This window comes from Streptomyces sp. NPDC101490 (assembly GCF_044767145.1).
Taxonomy (GTDB): domain Bacteria; phylum Actinomycetota; class Actinomycetes; order Streptomycetales; family Streptomycetaceae; genus Streptomyces.
On sequence record NZ_JBIWNI010000010.1, the window covers coordinates 1 to 19,112 of the forward strand.

Consider the following 19,112-nt stretch of genomic DNA (forward strand, 5'->3'; position numbering starts at 1 on the left):
AGGCGGAGGGTCGCCCCGATACTGGATGTATCGGGGTGATCCCGACAACGCGGCGAGCGTGCGTGCCAGACGCCGCCAGGCAGGCGGGACTTTCGCAACACGCCCCAGCCGTGGGCGCCTGCCGGTGAGCCCCGGCCCGTGCCCCCGCGCCGTCGGCCCCTGCCCGACCCGACGGCGGCCGAGGGACCGCGCGCCTCGAAGGCGGCGCCCGCAGCCGCCTCGCGGGCGCCGCCCCCGGCGCCGGACCCGTCCCTCACTCCTTGCGGTAGGCGTACGCCTCCGACGCCGCCGCCGTCACCGCGTCGAGGTCGCCGCCGACGCTCGCCGTCACCACGGCCGCGACCGCGCCCTCGACGAACGGCGCGTCCACCAGCCGGGTCCCTCCGGGCAGTTCGTCACCCTCGGCGAGCAGCGCCTTCACGGTGAGCACCGCGCTCCCGAGATCGACCAGGACCGCGACCCCGGCCCCCCGGTCCACGGACTCCGCCGCCTTCCGGATCAGCTCCGCGCTGGTTCCCAGACCGCCGTCCGGGGTCCCGCCCGCCGGGGCCACCGGAGCGAGGTCCCCGCCCCCGGCGAGGCCCCGCGCCAGCTCGGCCACCGCCGACGCGACGGCGGCGCTGTGCGAGACGAGCACGATGCCGACGAGCCCCGTACCGCTTCCCGCGCTCATGACGCCGTCCCGGCGCGCGGGGTCCGCGCGGTCTCGTCCAGGGCCGCGAACAGCAGCGCCGAGGACGTCGCCCCCGGATCCTGGTGCCCCTCCGACCGCTCGCCCAGATAGCTCGCCCTGCCCTTGCGGGCCCGCAGCGGCACGGTCGCGAGGGCGCCCGCCTCGGCGGCGGCGCGGGCCGCCGCGAACGACTCCCGCAGCCCGTCCACGGCCGGTACCAGCGCGTCCAGCATCGTCTTGTCCCCGACCTGCGCGCCCCCCAGCTGGGACACCGCCGACACCCCGGAACCGAGGGCCTCCGCCAGTTCCTCCCGGGTGACCCGCGCCCCCTCGCCCAGCGTCTTGCCGGTACGGCGCAGCAGCGTGCCGTACAGCGGCCCCGCGGCCCCGCCGACCGTCGAGATCAGCTCCCGCCCGGCGGTGGTGAGCACCGCGCCCGGCGTCCGGGGCGGCTCCTCCGCCAGGGTCGCCGTCACGGCGGCGAACCCGCGCCTCAGGTTGGCCCCGTGGTCGGCGTCGCCGATGGCCGAGTCCAGCTCGGTGAGCCGGTCGGCCTCGCGGTCCACGACCCCGGCGGCGGCGGTGAGCCAGCGCACCAGGAACTCCGCGCCGAAGGTCTCCGTCATGTCGTCCATCCGTCCCATCCCTCGTCCCGTCCCGTCCCTCGTCTCACCGGCCCCAGCGCAGCGCCGGGGTCCCCACGGGCGCGTCCCACAGCCGGAGCGTCTCCTCGTCCACCTCGCACAGGGTCACCGAGCAGCCCGCCATGTCGAGCGAGGTCACATAGTTCCCGACCAGCGTCCGGGCCACCGGCACCCGCCGTTCGCCGAGCACCCGCTGGACCTCCGCGTTGAACCCGTACAGCTCCAGGAGCGGGGTCCCGCCCATCCCGTTCACCAGGGCGATCACCGGACCGGCCGGACGGAGTTCGTCGAGGACGACGTCCACGGTGTAGTCCGCGATCTCCCGGGAGGTCATCATCGGGCGCCGCTCCCGCCCGGGTTCGCCGTGGATGCCGACCCCGAGTTCGAGCTCGCCCGCCGGGAGGTCGAAGGTGGGGCTGCCCTTGGCGGGCGTCGTGCAGGCGCTCAGAGCCACGCCGAAGGAACGGGAACGCCCGTTGACCCGGCGGGCGATCGACTCGACCCGCTCCAGGGGCGCGCCCTCCTCGGCCGCCGCGCCCGCGATCTTCTCCACGAACAGGGTGGCGCCGGTGCCGCGCCGCCCCGCCGTGTAGAGGCTGTCGGTCACGGCGACGTCGTCGTCGACGAGGACCCTGGCCACCTGGATGCCCTCGTCCTCGGCGAGTTCCGCCGCCATCTCGAAGTTCAGCACGTCACCGGTGTAGTTCTTGACGACGAACAGCACTCCTGCGCCGCTGTCGACCGCCGCCGCGGCCCGTACGATCTGGTCCGGGACGGGGGACGTGAAGACCTCGCCGGGACAGGCGGCGGTGAGCATCCCGGGTCCCACGAATCCGCCGTGCAGCGGCTCGTGGCCGGACCCCCCGCCGGACACCAGCGCGACCTGACCGGCCACGGGCGCGTCCCGCCGCACCACGATCCGCCGCTCCACGTCCACGTTCAGCTCGGGATGCGCGGCGGCCATTCCCCGCAGGGCGTCGGCGACGACGGTCTCGGGAACGTTGATGAGCATCCTCAACGATATCTCCTCGGCAGATCGGAAGACGGCTGTATGGGTGATGTCCTTGCAGGTCACGGCGGGTAGGGCCAGGTATCCGTCCTGATGCTCGGCGGTGGTCCCGAGGCGGTTCCCGGCGGACTTCCGCCGAGGCGACGCCCACTTCACCGACGTGATGCCGGACCGTTCCGACGGGCCCGGGACCTCCTGCGCGAACACCCGGACCAGTATCAGGCGAAAGTGTCCCCCCGTGGGGGCTCGCGCCGAGATCCGTGGGCTGTCCACCGCGCCCGTCTCCGGCCGGATGCTCCGGCGGCCGGGTTCGGCGGTGACCGTCTCCCCGACGGCGGCGCGGGGACGCGACGAGGGTCGGCCGTCCCGGCACGGCCGCCTCCACCCGGGGCGGGGCGCGGTCGTCGGCGCCGGGTCCTGACGGCCAGGGGCCCTCCACGGCCGTCGTGAGGGCCGTGGAGGGCGTCTCGTCCCGGAGCGGCGCACGGCCCGGGGCCGGGTCACGGCCGGCGCCGCTCGCCGTTCAGGGGATGGTGGGGAAGTTGTTGAGCTGCCGGAGGTTCCAGCTCTGGTTCCCCCTGTTCCACTCGTTGTCGACCGAGATGCAGTCCCACTGCTGCAGGCGGGCCTGCTGGGCGGGTGTGCCGGACGGGGCCGCCGCGTCGAGGCACCTGCCGGTCGCCCTGTTCTTCAGGAGCATGGTCGTGGGGAAGCACTGCCCCGAACAACTCGTCCGTGCCCAGGCGATGGACCATTCCGCCGGTGCGTAACCGGCGGCACAGTGCGGGTACTGGATGACACCGGTGCCGTTCTCGTAGTACCCCGAACGCCAGTCGAGCATGAGGCACTGGCCGGAGTGCCGGGCCTTGATCCGGAAGTACCCGCTGCCGCTGTCGAGCAGCTCGTACTCCTGGGAGGCACTGGTGTTGTCCGGCCACAGGAACACGCCGGTGTACGCGTCGGCCGACGCCCACATGACGTCGGCGCGCAGCCCGGTCCGGGTGTTCACGAGCTCGTAGCGGGTGGGTTCCGCGGCCTGGGCGGGTGTCGGGGCGAGCGCCGAGAGGACGGCGAACATCAGGGCCGCCGCCAGGGCCGCCGGAGTGAGGCGGGAGCGTCCGGGCCCGGTCCGCACCGGCGGCGCGGCCGATGCCGTGGCTCTGCCGGGGCGGTCGGGCCGTGGGGCGAGGGGTATCCGCATGGTGATCTCCTTCGTGGGGGTCGGGTACTGGTGCCGGTCGTCGCCGGTACGACGGAGCGGAGCGTGAGCGACTTCCCGGGGCGTCGCCGTGCCTCCCTCCCGGCGGACGCCGTCCGGGTCCCGCCGGACCGGCGGCAGGGCGTCTCCTCGGCCGTGTGGACGGCGTCGGTGAGCCCTGACCGTCCCCACCCTGGCGTCGCGGCCTGTGCGCCGACCTTGCGGCCACCTTGCGGGCCAGCCAGCATGGGAAGCGGGGACGTCGGCATGCGCGGTCGGTCATACAGGGGGACGCGTGGACTTCCGGCTGCTGGGCGAGATCGAGGTGCGGTCGGAGGGGCGGTCGCTCGACGTGGGGACGCCGCGGCAGCAGGTGGTACTGGCCGCCCTGCTCGTCGACGCCCGGAGACCGATCGCCTTGGAGACACTCGTCGACCGGGTCTGGGGCCACGATCCGCCCGCCAACGCCCGGCCCGTGCTGTACGCCCACCTGAGCAGGATCCGGGGGCTGTTGAGACAGACGGCGGCCCCCGGCGGCGGCGCGGCGGCACGGATGGAGCGCCGGCACGCCGGGTACGTGCTGCACATCGACCCCGAGCTGGTGGATCTTCACCGGTTCCGTCGGCTGGTCGAGCGGAGCGCGGACCGGCGGTACGACGACGAGGCCCGGGCCGTGGTGCTCGCCGAGGCCCTGGGCCTGTGGCGGGGAGAGCCGCTGGCCGGTCTCTCGGGCGCGTGGGCCGCGCGGGTCCGGGCGAGCTGCCATCGTCGGCGGCTGGACGCGGCCGTGTGGTGGGCGCAGGCCGAGTTCCGCCTCGGCCGTCCCGCCGGGGTGATCTCCCTGGTGCCCGATCTCGCCGCCGAATACCCCCTGGCCGAGCCCCTGGAATGCGTGCTGATCCAGGCGCTGCACGCGGCCGGGCGGGAGGCGGAGGCCCTGGATCGCTACGGCGTCGTCAGACGGCGGCTGGCCGAGGAACTGGGCACCGACCCCGGTGCGGAGCTCACGGCCGTGTACCGGACCGTCCTGGGGAAGGGTCCGCCGCGGACACCAGCGGCCGCGGCGGCACCGCGCGCCGCCGGGCCGGGCCCTCTCCGGCCGTGGGCCGGAGCCTCGCCCTCCGAGGTGGCCCGGCGCCCGGCCGATCCGCTTCCGGCGGGCGCCGCCGAGTCCTTCGGCGCGCCGTCCGGTGCGGGCGCCCGCGCACCGGCCCGTACCGCCGTGCCCCGTCCCGGTTCCGCGGGTGCGCCGTCGCCGCCCGGGGCGCCGCCCGGGCACCACGACGGTGCCGCGACCGACCCGGCGTCGGGCCGGTCGCGGGTGCGGACGACCCGCCGACGCGTTCTGCTGGCCGTCCTCGTGACGGTGGTGCTGCCCGCGGCGACGGGCACGGCGCACGTCCTCCGGCGGGAGGCCGGGGAGCGCGACGGGAGCGACGGCCCCCGGGTGTCGGTCGCACGCGCACGGGAACTCTTCGCCGCCGCCGAGGCATTCGACGAGGCGGGGAGGGCGCGGGACGCGCGGGCGGCCGTCATGGACGCGGTACGGATGTGGGACGAGCTCATCGTGCTGGATCCGGACCGCGGCGCACCGGCTCTCGCTCCGGCCGTCCTGCGGGCGCTGGGCAGGGCCGGTGTGGACTTCAGCGTGCCGCGTACCGCGCTCCTCGGCTGGCTCGGCAATCCGGTCCACACGCCCTACCCGGCGATCTCCCGGGCGATCCTGTCGCGGGGATGGCGGTTCACCGCACCGGTCCACCTCGACGCCGTCGTCTGGAACTACGAGCACACGCCCGGGGTCACCTCTCCCCGAGGCGTCGCCGACGTGCGCACCGATGTCCTGAAGGCGGCTGTCCTGGAGAACACGAGAACGCGCCACGGGACCCGAGTGACGGAGTTCGACCGACTCCTCAGGCCTTGAGCGCGCGGGCGGAGGGCGTATTCCCCCGCAGGACGGAGCGCGATCCGGCGCGTGCCCGGGGCGGTGTCCGTCCCCGCGCCGGACGCGGCCGGGTGGGCCGACCGATCCGCCGTCCGGGCGAGACGTCACGACGAGGACCGTCGTGGTACGGACGGCGGACGTGCGCGGCGACGGTCCCGCCCTCCGCCGGTCGGGACGGCGGAGGGCGGGACGGGCTCCGGTCAGGTGGTGGGAGGGAGGGCTCCGGTCAGGTGGTGGGAGGGAGGGCTCCGGTCAGGTGGTGGTGACAGGGGTGGCGGCGGCCGTGAAGGTGGGGGCGCCCGCCAGGTAGGTGGCGAGGACCTCGATGTCCCCGATCTCGTGCGGGTCCGTCTCGTACGGGTCCGCGGAGAGGACCACCAGGTCCGCGTACTTTCCGATCTCGATCGAACCCGCCTCGTGCTCGCTCTGGAGCTGCCAGGCCGCGTCGGCGGTCTGGGCCCGGATCGCCTCGTCCAGATCCACCCGGTGCTCGGGTCCGAGGACGCGGGCCCCGGAACGCGTACGCCGGGTGACGGCCACCTGGATGTTGCGCAGCGGCTCGACGGGGGTGACCGGGGCGTCGTTGTGGAAGGAGATCCGCATGCCCGCGTCGAGCGCGGCCCGCGCGTTGGCCCAGTCGTGGGCCCGCTCCCCGAAGAGGGAGTCGACCAGGACGTCTCCCCAGTAGTAGATGTGGTCCACGAAGAGGCTGCAGGTGATGCCGAGTCGGGCCGCCCTGCGGTACTGGTCGGCGGTCATGGTGCCGCAGTGTTCGAAGCGGGTCCGGTGGTCGGGGCGGTCGTACTCGGGGAGTTTCTCCGCGAAGACGTCGAGGAGCATCTCCACGGCCGTGTCCCCGTGGACGTGGCAGGCGAGCTGCCAGCCCTCGGAGAAGTAGGCGTCGATGATGTCCCGTACCTGGTCGGCCGTGTAGTTGGCGCAGCCCCGGTGGTCGAGGGCGAGGCCGAGGGCGGCGGTCTGAGGGGTGTTGAGGTACGGGAAGGAGGTGGCGATGTTCCCGATCCAGGGACTGCCGTCCGCCCACATCTTGATGCCGATCTGCCGGAACATGGCGCCTCCGGCCGAGTCCCCGTCGCCCGGCGCCGCCCCGCTGCGCATCGCCGCGTCGGACATCTCGTACGCCCGTACCCGGACCTTCGCCCGGTCGGTGACCGCGAGCTCGGCGCAGACCGGGCGCATCGCGGCCCTGAGACCCAGGTCGCCGGTCATGGTGAGCCCGCGCGAGGCGAGGACGTCGTGCTCGTGGGCCAGGAGTTCCGGGGCCCGTTCGGGGGAGGTGTTGAACGGGGTGCCCATCATCATCAGTGAGGCGGGGACCTCGACGGCCTTGCCGGTGGGCTCGCCCCGCTCGTCCCGTTCGAAGTGGCAGCCGTCGGGGTCGACCGTGTCGCGGGTCAGCTCGATCGCCTTGATGGCGAGGGAGTTGCCCCAGGAGAGATGGGCGGAGTTCTGGAGGATGGCCAGGGGATTGCCGGGGGCCAGTTCGTCGAGCCATGCCTTGGTGGGCTCTTCCAGGCCCTCCTGGAGGAGGATGTCCCAGCCGAAGAAGGCGAGTGGCTCACCCGGTTCGGCGGCGGCCACGGTCTCGCGGATGGTGGCGACGACGGACTCGGCGGTGGGGCAGGTCATGGGCCGGATGTCCACGACGTCGGGGCCGTCGATGGTCATGGCGACCGTCGGGTGGCCGTGCGCCTCGACGAAACCGGGCAGAACCGTGCGTCCGGCGAGGTCGACCGTCTCGGTGAGCGGTCCGGCGAGGGCGCGGACCTCGGCCTCGGTGCCGACCGCGGTGATCCGGCCGGCGGTGACGGCGAGGGCCTCGGCCCGGGGGCGCGCGGGGTCGACGGTGATGACGGTCGCGTTCACGAAGACCGTGTCGGGGACGGCGGCAAGGGTGGTGACGGGGTCCGTGCTCATGGGGGAGCGCTCCTGGTCCGGAGGATTGGATGGGTGGGTGCTGGGTGTTGGGTGGGGGGAGAGCGGGGGCGGGGCGGGTGGACGTGCGCGGTCGCGCGGACGTCAGGGCCGGGCTGCCGCCGCCGGGGTGGGGAGCGGCACGTCCTGGGCCGCCCCGGATCCGGATGCGCTGTCCGTGTCCGTACGGCGGTCGGCGCGCGGGCCCGTACCGGTTCCGGAGGCGGTGGTGTCCCCGCTCGGGCGGGGGCGCATCATCACCCAGATCGGAACGGCGGCCAGCACCAGGATTCCGGCGACGAGCGCCATCCCCAGCCCGAAGCCGTTGGCCTGGGCCTGCTGCGGAGTGCCGTCGGACGCGGCCGTCAGGGAGTTCACGACGGGGATCAGCCCGCCCAGCCCGAGACCCATGCCCATCTGGCCGACGGCAGGTTTGACCGCGCCGACCGAACCGACCATCGAGGGCGGGGCGTAGCGCATCATCACCGCCGACTGCGGATTCTGCGACCAGGTGACACCGAAGCCGATCACGGTCGCGGTGACGACGAAGACCCAGACCGGCGTGGTCTCGGTGGTCACCACCATGGTGAGCAGACCGGCCGCGATCACGGACAGGCCGCTGACGAACATCACCCGGTCCGGGATCCCGAACCTGGTCTGCACGGCTCCCGCGCCGAAGGCTCCGCCGATCGAGCCCGCCCCGAACATGGCGAGGACGAAGGAAGCGGTGAAGGCGTTCTGCCCCAGCGTCTGCTGGAGGATCATCGGATACTGCATGGTGACGGCGGCGTTGCCGAGGTTGAACGCGATGCCGACGATCACGGCCGCCAGGAAGGGGCGGACGCTGAAGAGCGTCAGGGGGAAGGCGGGTTCGGGGGTCCTGCGCTCCCAGACCGCGAAGGCCGCGAAGAGCAGCAGCGCGCCGGTCAGCAGACCGAGGGTGACGGGGGAGCCCCAGCCGTACCTGCCGACCTGGGCGAAGCCCTGGATCAGGCAGATCAACGCGACCGCCGCGAGCGCCACGCCCACGACGTCGAACCGGCGCGCCTTCTCCGCCTTGCTGTCGGGCACGGTCAGGAAGGCCCACAGGGTGGCGCAGGCGCCGAGCAGGGGGACCACGCAGAAGCCGAGCCGCCAGCCGAAGGCGGTGATCAGCCAGCCGCCGCCGAGGGAGGCGAAGCAGATCATGATGCCCTGGATGCCGAGCCAGATGCCGAAGGCCTTGGGCAGTTCCTCCCGCCGGAACAGGAGCGGGATGATCGCCAGGGCCATGCCGAAGGCGGCGGCCGTGGCGATGCCGGTGATCGCGCGGCCTATGACGAAGAGCAGGGGCCCGGTCGCGAACGCGGTGATCAGGCAGCCGATGACGGTGCCCGCCGCGCCGAGGAGCAGGACGGGGCGGCGGCCCCGGAGGTCACCGAGGGCCCCGGTGCCCAGCATGGAGGCGGCGAGGAGCAGCGTGGCCAGGCTGGCGGCGAGGGTCACCTCGCCGGAGGACATGCCCAGGGCCTCCGCCGCCTTGGGCAGCGCGGCGGCGTTGAGGCTGGGGTCCACCATCTGGATGGTGGAGGCCACCGAGACACCGAGCAGGGCAGCCATGCGGCGCCGCGGGTTCCGCTCGGTGAACCGGGGCCACCGCTGCGGGACAGGGGTGTCGGTGGCGGGTGCGGCTCCCGGAGGGGTTTCCGGGGTGTCGGACATGGTCCTCAGCTCCTTGGAATGCGCGCGCCCCGGGGGCTGGCGGGCCGGACCCGGTGGGGACCGGCGATCGGGGCGTGCCGTGGCTTCATCCTGGTGCGCTCCATCCCGCGCCCCGGGGGCGCAAAGGCCCGCCCCCGGCCTGCCGGGGCGCGTGTGCGGGGAAGGCCGTCGGCCGCCCTTCGCCCCCGGGGCGAACGCCTCGGACGCCTCGCCCCGGTCCCGGGCCGTGTGCCCCGCCCCCCGGCCGACGGCTGCGGGTCCGGTTCCGCGCGCGCCCGCTGTACGCGGCGTACAGGACCTCGGTCACCTCGCACGCGGTCCGGAAGACCCGTACACCCCGAGCCACAGGTCCTCCGGTGACGTACGCCACAGGGCGGGGCCGGGGAGGGGCGCGAGGCAGGGACCATGGGCCTTGGTCCGGGGGAGGTCCGCACTGGTACAGATGGGCTCATGGCCATCTCCGTACGAAGTCTGCTGTTCCGCGAGGCCTCCGGTCTGCGGCTGGTCGTCGGCGCGGCCGGGGTGGAGCGGACCGTGACGCGGGTGGTCGATCTGCGGGGCGGGCCCTCAGCCGCGCCGCTCCACGAACAGCCCGCCCCCGCCGCCCCGCCGGGCGCACTCACCCTGTGCGGCCCGGAGCGGCTGCCCTCCGATCCGCCCGGGCAGCGGGCGTTCGTCCGCGCCGTCGCATCCGGCGCGGCACTCGTCGTGGAGGGTGACCCCGCGACGACCGTCCTGCCTATCGCGCTCCTCGCGGAGGCCGAGCGGCACGAACTGCCCGTCATGATCCAGGCCCAGGGCGGGCCGCAGGCCAGCGAGGGGTCCTGGGAGCGCGGCTCCTTCCCGCCGTACGCGCACCCGTGCGGCACGGAGGGCGCCACGGGGAGCCGCGGCCGGACCGGGGATCCGGCCACGGACGATCCGCCCGTCCGCGCACGGACCGTGGCCGAGAACCTCGCTTCCGCCCTGGGGCCCGGCAGCGAGGTCGCTCTGCTCGACCCGGAGCTGCGACCGCTTCCCGGCACCGCGCGTCCCTGGAGCCCGGCCCTCTCCGCCGCGATCGCGTCCCTGCCGCCCGCCGCGCGCCACGACCCCCTGTTCCGCTTCCGCAAGGAGGAGGCCCGGCACGGGCTGACGGTCCGCTGCGTGGCTGTGGCCGGCCGCACCGCCTGCGTTCTGGTCGTCCTGACCCGCTCTTCCCCGGACACGGCGCGGGAACGGGCCCTGGAGGAGGCGGTCGCCGAACTCCAGGCCGCTCATGACGAGGGCCGCGCGCCGATGCCCCACGAGCTGATGATGCTGCGCACCGGGATGAGACTGCTGGCCGGCCGGGAGCTGCCCGCCGAGGCGTGGCGCACGATGATGGCCGAGTTCGGACTGCCGGTGGCGGGGCCGTACGGTCTGCTGGTCCTCGCCGGTGATCCGGCCGAGCTGACGCGGGCCGTGGAGGCGGCCTGGGGACTGGGCCGTTGGCTCGTGGACGCCCCGACCGCCGACGGGCTGCTGCTGGTCGGCCGTTACGAGATCTTCCACGACGCCCGTGCCTTCGTGGCGGGCGTGGCGGAACGGCTGGGGCGCCCGGTCCACGCCGGGCTCGCCCGTGCCGACCACCGGACCGAGATGGGAACCTGCCTGGAGCAGGCACGGGCGACGGCCAGGCAGGCCCGCCGACGCGGGCTGGCCCTGATCACCCACGAGGGGCTCAGCTGGCCGGAGCTGCTGGGCACGGCACTGGACCCGGCCGGGGTCCGCCTGGTGCGGGCCGCGCTGCGCGAGGCGTTCACGGTCGAGGAGGACGGCGACACCCTGCTGGCCACGCTGCACGCGTACGTGACCAACGGGGCGCGGGTGGATCTGACCGCGGAGGCCCTGGAGGTCCACCGGCACACCGTGCGGGCCCGGCTGCGCCGGTGCGCCACGTTGCTGGGCGCGTCCATGGACAGCCCGGACGTCGGCTTCGGGCTGTGGCTGCTGTTCGCGGCGACGGCCCGCGACCTCACGGACGACCGGGCCGACTGACAGCACGATCCATCAGGGATCAGGGATCAGGGATCAGAGACCAGGGACCAGAGGTCAGAGGTCAGGGACCAGAGGTCAGAGATCAGGGTGATGCGCGGGGCGGGGCACATGACGCCCCGGGAGTTCCCGGCCGCCCCGCGCGTTCCCGGCCACCTCCGGCCGCCCCGCGCGTTCCCGGCCGGGCCGCCGGACACGGCCCCGGGGCATGCCGGTGGCCGCCCCCGTCGAGGGAGCGGCCACCGTACGGGGGACGCCGGATCAGCTCCGGTCGCCCAGGTCCCGGCGGGTCAACCGCCGGGACTTGCCGAGCTGACGCCGTACGGCCGCGGGATCCTTCTCCGAGCGGCCGACGCCGCGCACCTTGTGCGGTGCGCACAGCGGGCAGCAGCCCTTCCAGCGCCGGTGCGGTGAATGTGCCATCGTTCGAGCCCTTCCCCAGACGCCCCGCTCTGGGGCCGGTCTGGCTCGAACAACTGCGAAGGGAAAACCACTACGGGCATGAGGGGCATTCTCCCGGATGCCCAGGGGGTCTGACCAGCCAGTTCTCAGGCGGGTGACGGTGGGGGCGCCAGGGGCGCACGGGCCGCAGCCCCTGAGGGGCCGGGGCCGGGTGTCAGGGGCCCGTATACGTCCGGGGCTTCCGCGTCAGGGGCGTGTCAGGGCCGACCGGGGAGGGGTGATCGCCGGGGATAGCGTCGGGGAGAACCCGGCGCGACCGTGCCGGAATCACCCCCCGAACCCGGAGGAAGCCATGACGGACGCCCCCTACGGAGACGACCCCGAGCCTGCGGAACCCTCCCCGGCCGGACGGCTCTGCGTCCCCGTCCGGCCGGGCACCCGCGGCAGGGTGGCCGCCCGGCTGTTCCGTACGCCGGTCGGTGACCGGACCGCCGTCGCCTTCACCGACCCGGCCCGGCTGACCGCGCTCCTGGGAGCCGGTCAGCCCTGGATCCGGCTGGCGGAACCGGCCCTGCGGACCCTGGTCGAACCCCTGGGCGTACGCGTCCTGACGATCGACCCGACGTTCACGGCCCCGGCGTCGGCCTCCCCCCGCACCGCCGTCCCCGGCCCGCCGGCGGCGGTCGGCGCACTGCAGCCGCTCCCGCGTTCCCTCACCGCCCTCGCGGGCTGAAGGGAGACCCGAGATGACCACCCTTCCCCTGACGGACGCCCCGGCTCCTCCGGCCCTGCCCGCCGTGGCCGAGGCCACCTCCGGCTCTCCGGACGGACTCCCCGCCCCGGATCCCGCTTCCGCCCCTCCGGTCCGTACCCCCGACCCCGAGGACACCGCCGCGCTCTCCGTCTGGCCCCGCACCACCGTCGAGCGGCCCCACGGCGCCCTCCTCGTCGGCGGTGTGCCGCTCAGCGAGATCGCCGAGGGCCACGGCACCCCCGTCTACGTCCTGGACGAGACCGAGGTGCGCGAGCGCTGCCGCGGCTACCGGGCGGCCTTCCCCGACGCCGAGATCCACTACGCGGCCAAGGCCTTCCTGTGCCGTGCCGTCTCCCGCTGGGTCGCCGAGGAGGGCCTCGGGCTCGACGTCTGCTCGGCGGGCGAACTGGAACTCGCGGTGACCGCCGGATTCCCCGCCGAGCGCGTCCTGCTGCACGGCAACGCCAAGTCCCCGCAGGACCTGGAGACCGCCCTGCGCCTCGGCGTGGGCCGTATCGTCATCGACGCGCCCTCCGAGATCGCCCGCATCGCCGCCGCCGTCGGCACCGGCGGACACCAGAAGGTCATGATCCGGGTGACGCCGGGGATCGGCGCGGGCGGCCACCGGAAGATCCGGACCGGCACCGACGACCAGAAGTTCGGCCTCTCCCTGCGGGACGGGCACGCCCAGCACGCCGTCGCGCGCGTGCTCGACCAGCCCCAGCTCGAACTGACCGGCCTCCACTGCCACTTGGGCTCGCAGATCACCGACGTCAAGCCGTACCTCGTCGCCGTGCGGCGGCTCGTCGGCCTGATGGCCAGGATCCGCGACACCCATGGCGTCACCCTGCCCGAACTCGATCTCGGCGGCGGTCACGGCATCGCGCACCGCCCCGGTGAACCCGCGCTCGACCTCGCCGCGCTCGCCCGGAAGGTCCGCGCCGAACTGGCCGGGAGCTGCGCGGCGGCCGGGCTGCCCGTCCCGCGCCTGCTCATCGAACCGGGCCGGGCCGTGACCGGACCCGCCGGGGTGGCCCTCTACCGGGTCCTCTCGGTGAAGCGGACCCCCGGGACGACCTTCGTGGCGGTCGACGGCGGAATGAGCGACAACCCCCGGCCCGCCCTCTACGGGGTGCGTTACGTGCCCCGGCTCGTCGGCCGGCACTCCACGGCGGACCCCGAGCGCGTGACGGTCGTCGGCCGCCACTGCGAGGCCGGGGACATCGTGGCCGAGGACGTCCCGCTGCCCGCCGACATCCACCCCGGCGACCTGCTCGCGGTCCCGGTGGCGGGCGCGTACCACCTGTCCATGGCCTCCTCGTACAACCTCGTGGGCCGCCCCCCGGTCGTCGCCGTCCACGACGGCCGGGCCCGCCTCCTGGTCCGCCGGGAGACCCTGGCGGACCTCAGGGTCCGGGACGTGGGGTTCTAGGGGCACGGATCACCGCCGTCACGGATCACGGCCGTCACGGTTCACGGCTGTCAGGGTCGGACGGCGGGCTGTCCGCCGCACTTCCCGGTGCGGGCCCGGCCGGGCGCCCGGTGGTACGGATCCCGCCGGGCCGCCGGGTGCTACGGGCCCAGATGGACGTAACAGGCCCAGTGCAGGGGAGACCTGTGGGCCGGATCCCGGCGGATCGCCTGGACGGCGTCGTGCAGCGCCCGTGCGCTGCGGTCCGCCCCGCCGTCCGCCGCCAGCGCCCGGTAGAAGGCGCGGGCGACCTCGGGGGCCGGGCCGTCGGCGAGGCGCCAGAGGGTGCCGACGACATGCCGGAACCCGGCGAGCTGGAAGGCGGCGGCGGGATGGATCGCCTCGTCCGCGAGCGTGTCGGCGCCCAGGGCCGTGTGACAGGCGGAGAGGAAGGCCAGATCTGCCCCGGACAGATCCTGTTCGGCGATACCCGTGACGGTCAACGGGCCGTCGTACAGGGCTAGATGACTACCGGAGGGGTCGTTCGCCTCGTAGACGCCGTGACAGGCGAAGTGCACCCAGGGATGGGCGGGCAGGGCGGCGAGCACCGTCTGCAGGACGGCTTCGGCGTCGGCCCGGCCCGTGTGACGCTCACCGAAGACCTGCGTCAGCATGGCCAGTTCGGTACCGGTACCCGGCAACTCGCCCCGGCCGGAGGTTCCGTCGCCCGAGGCGGTGTGCCGCACTCCGACGCCGAGCACGCGCGGCCGTCTGGCCGGGGGCCGCGATCGGGCCCTGATCAGCGAGCTCAGGGTCGGGGTGTAGGAGGAGACCACCAGGTCCATGACGCGCGGTCCGTCCCGGGGCCCGGCGGCGTGCAGGGGCAGCAGCGCCAGTGGGCCGGTGGGGCACCACCAGAGCCGGGGTGGTGTCGGCCCCGCACGGTCCAGTCCGAGCGCCGTCAGCACGGGCCGGGCGATGTCCTCCCACAGCCGGGTCAGCGTGCCCGTGACCAGGCCCGCCAGGGCACGGGCCTCGGTGGGGCCGGGAGCGGGCCCCGGCCGGGACAGGCGCCCGACGGCGGCGCCGAACTCCGTTGCGTGGCGCTCGATCTCGTACGCCGAGACGTGGGGCAGCTCGACCAGTCGGACGGCAGGCTCGCCGGGTGCGGTGCTGAGCAGCAGCGCGTCGCAGCGCTGGGGGCTGATGTTGACGATCACGACCGGCCCGTCCTTCGCGGCCAGGCGCAGGGCGTCGAAGTCCGGTGGCGCGAGGAAACCCGTGAAGCCGGGCAGCGCGCGGATGCGCGCCAGCACGGTGTCGAACCGTTCGCTGAGCTCCCAGGGCAGACCGTCCCGCGTGACACCCCCGGGGGAGCCGGTTTCCAGGGCGGCGCAGATCGCGTCGAACTCCGCGGCCAGCTCGGGTCGGTGGGCGCGCAGATCGGTCCGGTCGGTGCGGGTCTGGGTCAGCTGCGACCAGATCACCGAGCGGCTCTGTTCGAGCAGGCGCACCGCGCCGGGCAGGTCCCCGGCGGCTATCGCGGCCGCGGCCGCGTCGCGGGACAGCAGCGGCACCTGGGCGAGCTGCGCCAGCCGGGAAGCCCGGGTGAGACCGCGGTCGGCCAGCCGGGGGAGCAGTTCCTCGACGGCCGTCCGGTAGGCGTCGAGCGCCTCGGTGGCGTCGCCGCGCGCCATGGCGGCCGAGCCCCAGTGCCCGGCTGAGGACAGCCGGGTCCTGGTCGGGGCGGTCACGGTTCCGGCGGCCAGCCGGAACGCCTCCTCGGCCTCGCGCAGGTCCTCGGCGCGCCCCTCGGCACCGAAGCGCCGCACCAGGGTGAGGCCGAGCTCCGAGCGCGCGTGGGCGGTGTTCGGGTCGCGGCCCCGGAGGGACTCCTGTTCCGTGATCGTCCGGCGGAGCAGCGCGGCGGAGACGTCGAGGTCCTGGGCGCCGCCGCGTTCGCGCAGGGCGACGGAGAGCTTGAGCCGCATGACCGGAAAGTCGACGTGACCGGACGGTGTGTCGGCGACGGCCGCTTCGAGGGCGGTGATCGTGTCGTCCAGGTCGGCCCGCCGCTCGAAGGCGCCGTAGCGCGTCTGCAGTGCGGCGGCCAGGTGCGTCCTGGCCCGTGCGGACTCGGAGCCGTCCGGCGCGGATCCGACGGCGGTCCGTCCGGCCGCCACGGCCCCGTCGATGTCCTCGGGGCGGCGCAGGACGACGAACCGGGCGAGGAGCGCGGCGCTGAGGTTGGTGTACGCGGCGAAGTGGGCCGGGTTCCGGCGGTCGGCCAGGCGCACGGCGGTCTCCGCCGCGGCACACGCGGCGTCCAGGTCGTCGAGATCGCCCAGGTTCTCGAACCTGACCCGCAGCATGAGCGAGAGCGCGGCGAGCCGGACGGTGGCTTCCGGATCGTCCGGGGCGGTGGCGGCCGCCGCCGCCCTGGCGTCCTCCACCGCGCCCGTCAGTTCGGCGGGTTCGGAGGAGCGGCGGCTGTGCCAGAAGCGGGCCGCGGCGCGCGCGGTCAGGGCGGCCGGGTCGCCGGGCAGCGCGTGGACCGCCTCGTCGGCGATCCGCAGTGCCGCTTCCATCGCGTCCGGATCGCCGGACCGTAGGAACCGCGCGACCAGGCCGGTGACGAGAGGCGGGAGCGTACCCGGGTCGACCGGCTGCTCGCCCGGCCAGGCGTTCGGTGTCGGCGACGCCGTGCTCCGGACGTCGCCGTCCGCCTCCGGTGGCTCCGCACCCCCGTCCTGGCCCCGGTCCCACATCCGCTGGACCGCGTGCGCGTTCTGGTGCAGGGCCGCGTGCAGCGGATGCCCGGGTGGCGCGGCCTGTTCGCCCAGTCGCATGGCGGCCAGGGCGCCTTCGAGATCGGTACGGGCCCCGGCGAGGGCGTGGCGTTCGAGCAGCATGTTCCCGAAGCTGCCCAGGAGCCCCGGGAGGTGAGGGCTGTCGTCGCCCATGTCCGTCAGTTCGTCGGCGGTCCAGGAGATCGCCTCGTCGAGGTCCGCGGGGATCCCCACGAGCCGGAACCGGGAGATGAGGGCCGATCCGATCAGGAACCGCCATCCGGACTCCGGGGAGTCCGTGTCCACTGCCGCCCTCCGGGCCTCGATGGCGTCGTCGAGATGCCGGATGTCACGGTCGTTCTCGTACTGCTCCAAGCGCACGAGCGCGAGTTCGTGCCACATGCGGGTCCGTTGCGGATGGCCCTCGGCCGCCCGTGCCGCACGCTCCAGGTCGGAGGCGGCCAGGGTCATGCACTCGGGCGCTTCGTCGGCCAGGTGCTTCCAGACGCAGCCCAGGCTGTACCAGATCAGGGGCAGTTCGTCCGCCGGCGCCGTCTGCTCCGCGGCCTGGAGCAGCGGTACGGCGGCTCCCATCCCGGCGTTTTCCCCGGTCCGGCTCCGGTGCTGGAGGAGGACCAGGGCGAAGGAGGTGAGCAGGCTGTGCAGGTGTGGTGAGGGCGCTGATACGTCGGTGAGGGCCCCGGCCGGGGGCTCCTGGGCGAGCGTCGGGTCGAGCGAGCGCACGAGCTCGGACAGGATGACCCAGGCGGTGTGGTCGACTTCGGACGCCTCGTCGCCGAGGGCCACGAGGCGGGTGTGGAGCAGGATGGCGACCACGTGGGCGGCGACGACGTCCTCCCGGGCCACGGTGTCCGCGTACAGCCGTGCGCCGACGCGGTGGATCAGCGTGGCTGCCAAGGGCAACAGATCCGGGTCCAGGGCGAGGTGGGGCTGACGGGTTTCCAGGCAGGGCGTCATCAGCTGATGCAGCAGAGCGGTCAGCTCCGCCGAACTGACAGCGTGCGACGGACTGTTGTCGTTTTCGCGAGTGTCCACTGGTCGCCTCCGCCCCCGGGGTAATCTCGGCATTGAATCAGGTCGGCCGGACGTTCGTGGGCGGCGCGGGAAAGCTCGCGGTCGCCGCCCCGGCGCTGAGAGGGGGGACTGGCTTGGGGGCGGATCTCGCGGCCGGACTGGCGTATGTGTGCACACACCTCCAGGAGTTGACGGAACTGCTGGGTGACGAGGGCGCCGATCCGGCGACGCCGCTGGGGCGGCTGCTGACCCTGTCCGGGGCGCCGGACGAGGACCCGGAACTCGGCTCCCTCCTTGACGAAGTGGACGCGGAGCTCAGGGCGTCGACCGACGGCATGGTGGGCCTCCACGGGTTCGGCCAGGGGCGGGACGGGAGCGGCCTGGAGGCGCTGGAGATCGTCTACCGGTGCCCGCTGCGCCGGTGTGCGGGCCGGTCCGCTGCCGAGGTGGCCGAGGCCCGGCCGGTCTGCTCGATCGGCCGCAGGGCACTCCTGCGGGAACGGCTCTTCTGAGGTGGGCGGCCTCTGGAACGAGCTGGGCAAGAAGCTCGCCGAACGCTGGGTGTCCCTCCTGGTGCTGCCCGGCGCGCTCTACCTCGCCGTCGCCTTCGCGGCCCGCACGCTCGGCCGGGGACACCCGCTGGACATCGCCCGCATCGCCCGGGAGATCACCACGTTCGCCGCCGGTCCCGAGATGACCGGCCTCGGCGGGCAGATCGTGCTGCTGGTGGCCGTACTGCTCGCCGCGGCCGCCGCCGGAACCGTCGCGACCGCGGTGGGCACACTCGTCGAACGGCTGGTGGTGGCCGACGGCTGGCGCACCTGGCCCGCCCCGCTGGCGTACCTGGCCGGGCTCCGGGCGGAGCACCGACGGACCCGCTGGGACGCGGCCGACCGCGCCTACCACGAGCGACGGAAGCGGGCCATGGCCCCCGATCCGGCCGACCGGCCCGCCCCCGCGCTGCTGCGGGCCGCCGCCCGCAGACGGGCCAGGATCGCCCCGGAACGACCCGAGCGCCCCACCTGGAGCGGCGACCGCGTCCAGGCCGCCGCACTGCGGCTGGACCGGGACCACCGGCTGGACCTGGCCGTCCTCTGGCCGTATCTGGAGCCGGTCCTCCCCGAGGCCCTGAGCGCCCGGATCGCCGAGGCCCGTGCGGCGCTGGTACGGGCCACCACCCTGGCCGGCTGGGCCCTGCTCTACGCGCCGCTGGCCCGCTGGTGGTGGCCGGCCGCCCCGCTGGCCCTCGTCCTCGCGCTGGCCGCCCGGCACCGCGTGCGCAGCTCCGTCGACAGCTATGCCCGATTGCTCGAAGTCGCCGCCCGCCTCCACGCCCCGGCCCTGGCCGCCCAGCTCGGGATCGACCACACCGGCCCCCTGACCGATGACCTCGGCGCCCGCCTCACCCACCATCTGCGGACCGAGTCCCCGCCGCCCCCTGAGCCACCGGACCGGGCCCCCGACGGACGGACGCGCGCGGTACCCGCCGCCAGGTCGGACGGGTGAACGGACCTGGGACGCCGATCCCCGGCGCCGGGCCGCGTCGACACCGCTGTGACCCGCGCGGACTCGGCCGTCGCGCCCCCGACCCGTGAGCGGCCCG

The 19,112-nt window shown here is 74.7% G+C and carries 14 protein-coding genes; 6 read left to right on the forward strand and 8 right to left on the reverse strand.

Annotated elements, in window-relative coordinates; all coding sequences use genetic code 11:
- Nucleotides 1–253: 253 nt before the first annotated feature.
- The 4 genes from dhaM to ACIRQY_RS19840 form a co-directional block, all read right to left on the reverse strand.
- On the reverse strand, nucleotides 254–673 hold the full coding sequence (gene dhaM, locus ACIRQY_RS19825; RefSeq protein WP_351790244.1) for a dihydroxyacetone kinase phosphoryl donor subunit DhaM: 420 nt from the start codon (nucleotides 671–673) through the stop codon (nucleotides 254–256).
- Nucleotides 670–1,299, reverse strand: a complete 630-nt coding sequence (dhaL, locus tag ACIRQY_RS19830; RefSeq protein WP_351790431.1) for a dihydroxyacetone kinase subunit DhaL — start codon at nucleotides 1,297–1,299, stop codon at nucleotides 670–672. The genes dhaM and dhaL overlap by 4 nt, the downstream gene beginning before the upstream one ends.
- Before the next feature lie 43 nt (nucleotides 1,300–1,342).
- Nucleotides 1,343–2,335, reverse strand: coding sequence for a dihydroxyacetone kinase subunit DhaK (gene dhaK, locus ACIRQY_RS19835; RefSeq protein WP_403927341.1), 993 nt, complete (start codon nucleotides 2,333–2,335; stop codon nucleotides 1,343–1,345).
- Nucleotides 2,336–2,849: 514 nt separating this feature from the next.
- Nucleotides 2,850–3,527, reverse strand: a complete 678-nt coding sequence (locus ACIRQY_RS19840; RefSeq protein WP_403927343.1) for an RICIN domain-containing protein — start codon at nucleotides 3,525–3,527, stop codon at nucleotides 2,850–2,852.
- A 292-nt stretch (nucleotides 3,528–3,819) separates the two neighbouring features.
- Here ACIRQY_RS19840 and ACIRQY_RS19845 point away from each other — a divergent pair, with 292 nt between their 5' ends.
- Nucleotides 3,820–5,445 carry a BTAD domain-containing putative transcriptional regulator gene (locus ACIRQY_RS19845; protein ID WP_403927346.1) on the forward strand — a complete coding sequence of 542 codons (1,626 nt, stop codon included), beginning with the start codon at nucleotides 3,820–3,822 and terminating at the stop codon, nucleotides 5,443–5,445.
- Between the two features lie 273 nt (nucleotides 5,446–5,718).
- Here the strand turns inward: ACIRQY_RS19845 and ACIRQY_RS19850 are convergent, their stop codons facing one another.
- Both ACIRQY_RS19850 and ACIRQY_RS19855 read right to left on the reverse strand, forming a co-directional pair.
- Nucleotides 5,719–7,404, reverse strand: a complete 1,686-nt coding sequence (locus tag ACIRQY_RS19850; RefSeq protein ID WP_403927349.1) for an amidohydrolase — start codon at nucleotides 7,402–7,404, stop codon at nucleotides 5,719–5,721.
- 102 nt (nucleotides 7,405–7,506) lie between these two features.
- Entirely contained in the window at nucleotides 7,507–9,102 is a 1,596-nt protein-coding gene (locus ACIRQY_RS19855) for an MFS transporter (protein ID WP_403927352.1), read from the reverse strand.
- 450 nt (nucleotides 9,103–9,552) lie between these two features.
- Between ACIRQY_RS19855 and ACIRQY_RS19860 the strand changes: the two genes are divergently transcribed.
- Entirely contained in the window at nucleotides 9,553–11,121 is a 1,569-nt protein-coding gene (locus ACIRQY_RS19860) for a helix-turn-helix domain-containing protein (RefSeq protein WP_403927355.1), read from the forward strand.
- A gap of 258 nt (nucleotides 11,122–11,379) precedes the next feature.
- Here ACIRQY_RS19860 and ACIRQY_RS19865 read toward each other — a convergent pair whose 3' ends face one another.
- A complete protein-coding gene (locus ACIRQY_RS19865; RefSeq protein ID WP_403927358.1) occupies nucleotides 11,380–11,541 on the reverse strand; it encodes a hypothetical protein in 162 nt (53 codons plus the stop codon).
- A gap of 331 nt (nucleotides 11,542–11,872) precedes the next feature.
- Between ACIRQY_RS19865 and ACIRQY_RS19870 the strand changes: the two genes are divergently transcribed.
- Nucleotides 11,873–12,253, forward strand: a complete 381-nt coding sequence (locus tag ACIRQY_RS19870) for an SAV_915 family protein (RefSeq protein WP_403927361.1) — start codon at nucleotides 11,873–11,875, stop codon at nucleotides 12,251–12,253.
- A 13-nt stretch (nucleotides 12,254–12,266) separates the two neighbouring features.
- Nucleotides 12,267–13,706 carry a diaminopimelate decarboxylase gene (gene lysA / locus ACIRQY_RS19875; RefSeq protein ID WP_403927364.1) on the forward strand — a complete coding sequence of 480 codons (1,440 nt, stop codon included), beginning with the start codon at nucleotides 12,267–12,269 and terminating at the stop codon, nucleotides 13,704–13,706.
- A 140-nt stretch (nucleotides 13,707–13,846) separates the two neighbouring features.
- Here the strand turns inward: lysA and ACIRQY_RS19880 are convergent, their stop codons facing one another.
- Entirely contained in the window at nucleotides 13,847–17,530 is a 3,684-nt protein-coding gene (locus ACIRQY_RS19880; RefSeq protein WP_403927367.1) for a CHAT domain-containing protein, read from the reverse strand.
- A 113-nt stretch (nucleotides 17,531–17,643) separates the two neighbouring features.
- Here ACIRQY_RS19880 and ACIRQY_RS19885 point away from each other — a divergent pair, with 113 nt between their 5' ends.
- Nucleotides 17,644–18,021, forward strand: coding sequence for a hypothetical protein (locus tag ACIRQY_RS19885; RefSeq protein ID WP_403927370.1), 378 nt, complete (start codon nucleotides 17,644–17,646; stop codon nucleotides 18,019–18,021).
- A 1-nt stretch (nucleotide 18,022) separates the two neighbouring features.
- Nucleotides 18,023–19,015, forward strand: a complete 993-nt coding sequence (locus ACIRQY_RS19890; protein ID WP_403927373.1) for a hypothetical protein — start codon at nucleotides 18,023–18,025, stop codon at nucleotides 19,013–19,015.
- Nucleotides 19,016–19,112 lie beyond the last annotated feature (97 nt).

Coding starts and splice junctions, on each gene's coding strand:
- dhaL (WP_351790431.1), bottom strand. CDS start 1,299: ATGACGGAGACCTTCGGCGCGGAGTTCCTGGTGCGCTGGCTCACCGCC.
- ACIRQY_RS19850 (WP_403927349.1), bottom strand. CDS start 7,404: ATGAGCACGGACCCCGTCACCACCCTTGCCGCCGTCCCCGACACGGTC.
- ACIRQY_RS19865 (WP_403927358.1), bottom strand. CDS start 11,541: ATGGCACATTCACCGCACCGGCGCTGGAAGGGCTGCTGCCCGCTGTGC.
- dhaM (WP_351790244.1), bottom strand. CDS start 673: ATGAGCGCGGGAAGCGGTACGGGGCTCGTCGGCATCGTGCTCGTCTCG.
- ACIRQY_RS19855 (WP_403927352.1), bottom strand. CDS start 9,102: ATGTCCGACACCCCGGAAACCCCTCCGGGAGCCGCACCCGCCACCGAC.
- ACIRQY_RS19870 (WP_403927361.1), top strand. CDS start 11,873: ATGACGGACGCCCCCTACGGAGACGACCCCGAGCCTGCGGAACCCTCC.
- lysA (WP_403927364.1), top strand. CDS start 12,267: ATGACCACCCTTCCCCTGACGGACGCCCCGGCTCCTCCGGCCCTGCCC.
- ACIRQY_RS19840 (WP_403927343.1), bottom strand. CDS start 3,527: ATGCGGATACCCCTCGCCCCACGGCCCGACCGCCCCGGCAGAGCCACG.
- ACIRQY_RS19860 (WP_403927355.1), top strand. CDS start 9,553: ATGGCCATCTCCGTACGAAGTCTGCTGTTCCGCGAGGCCTCCGGTCTG.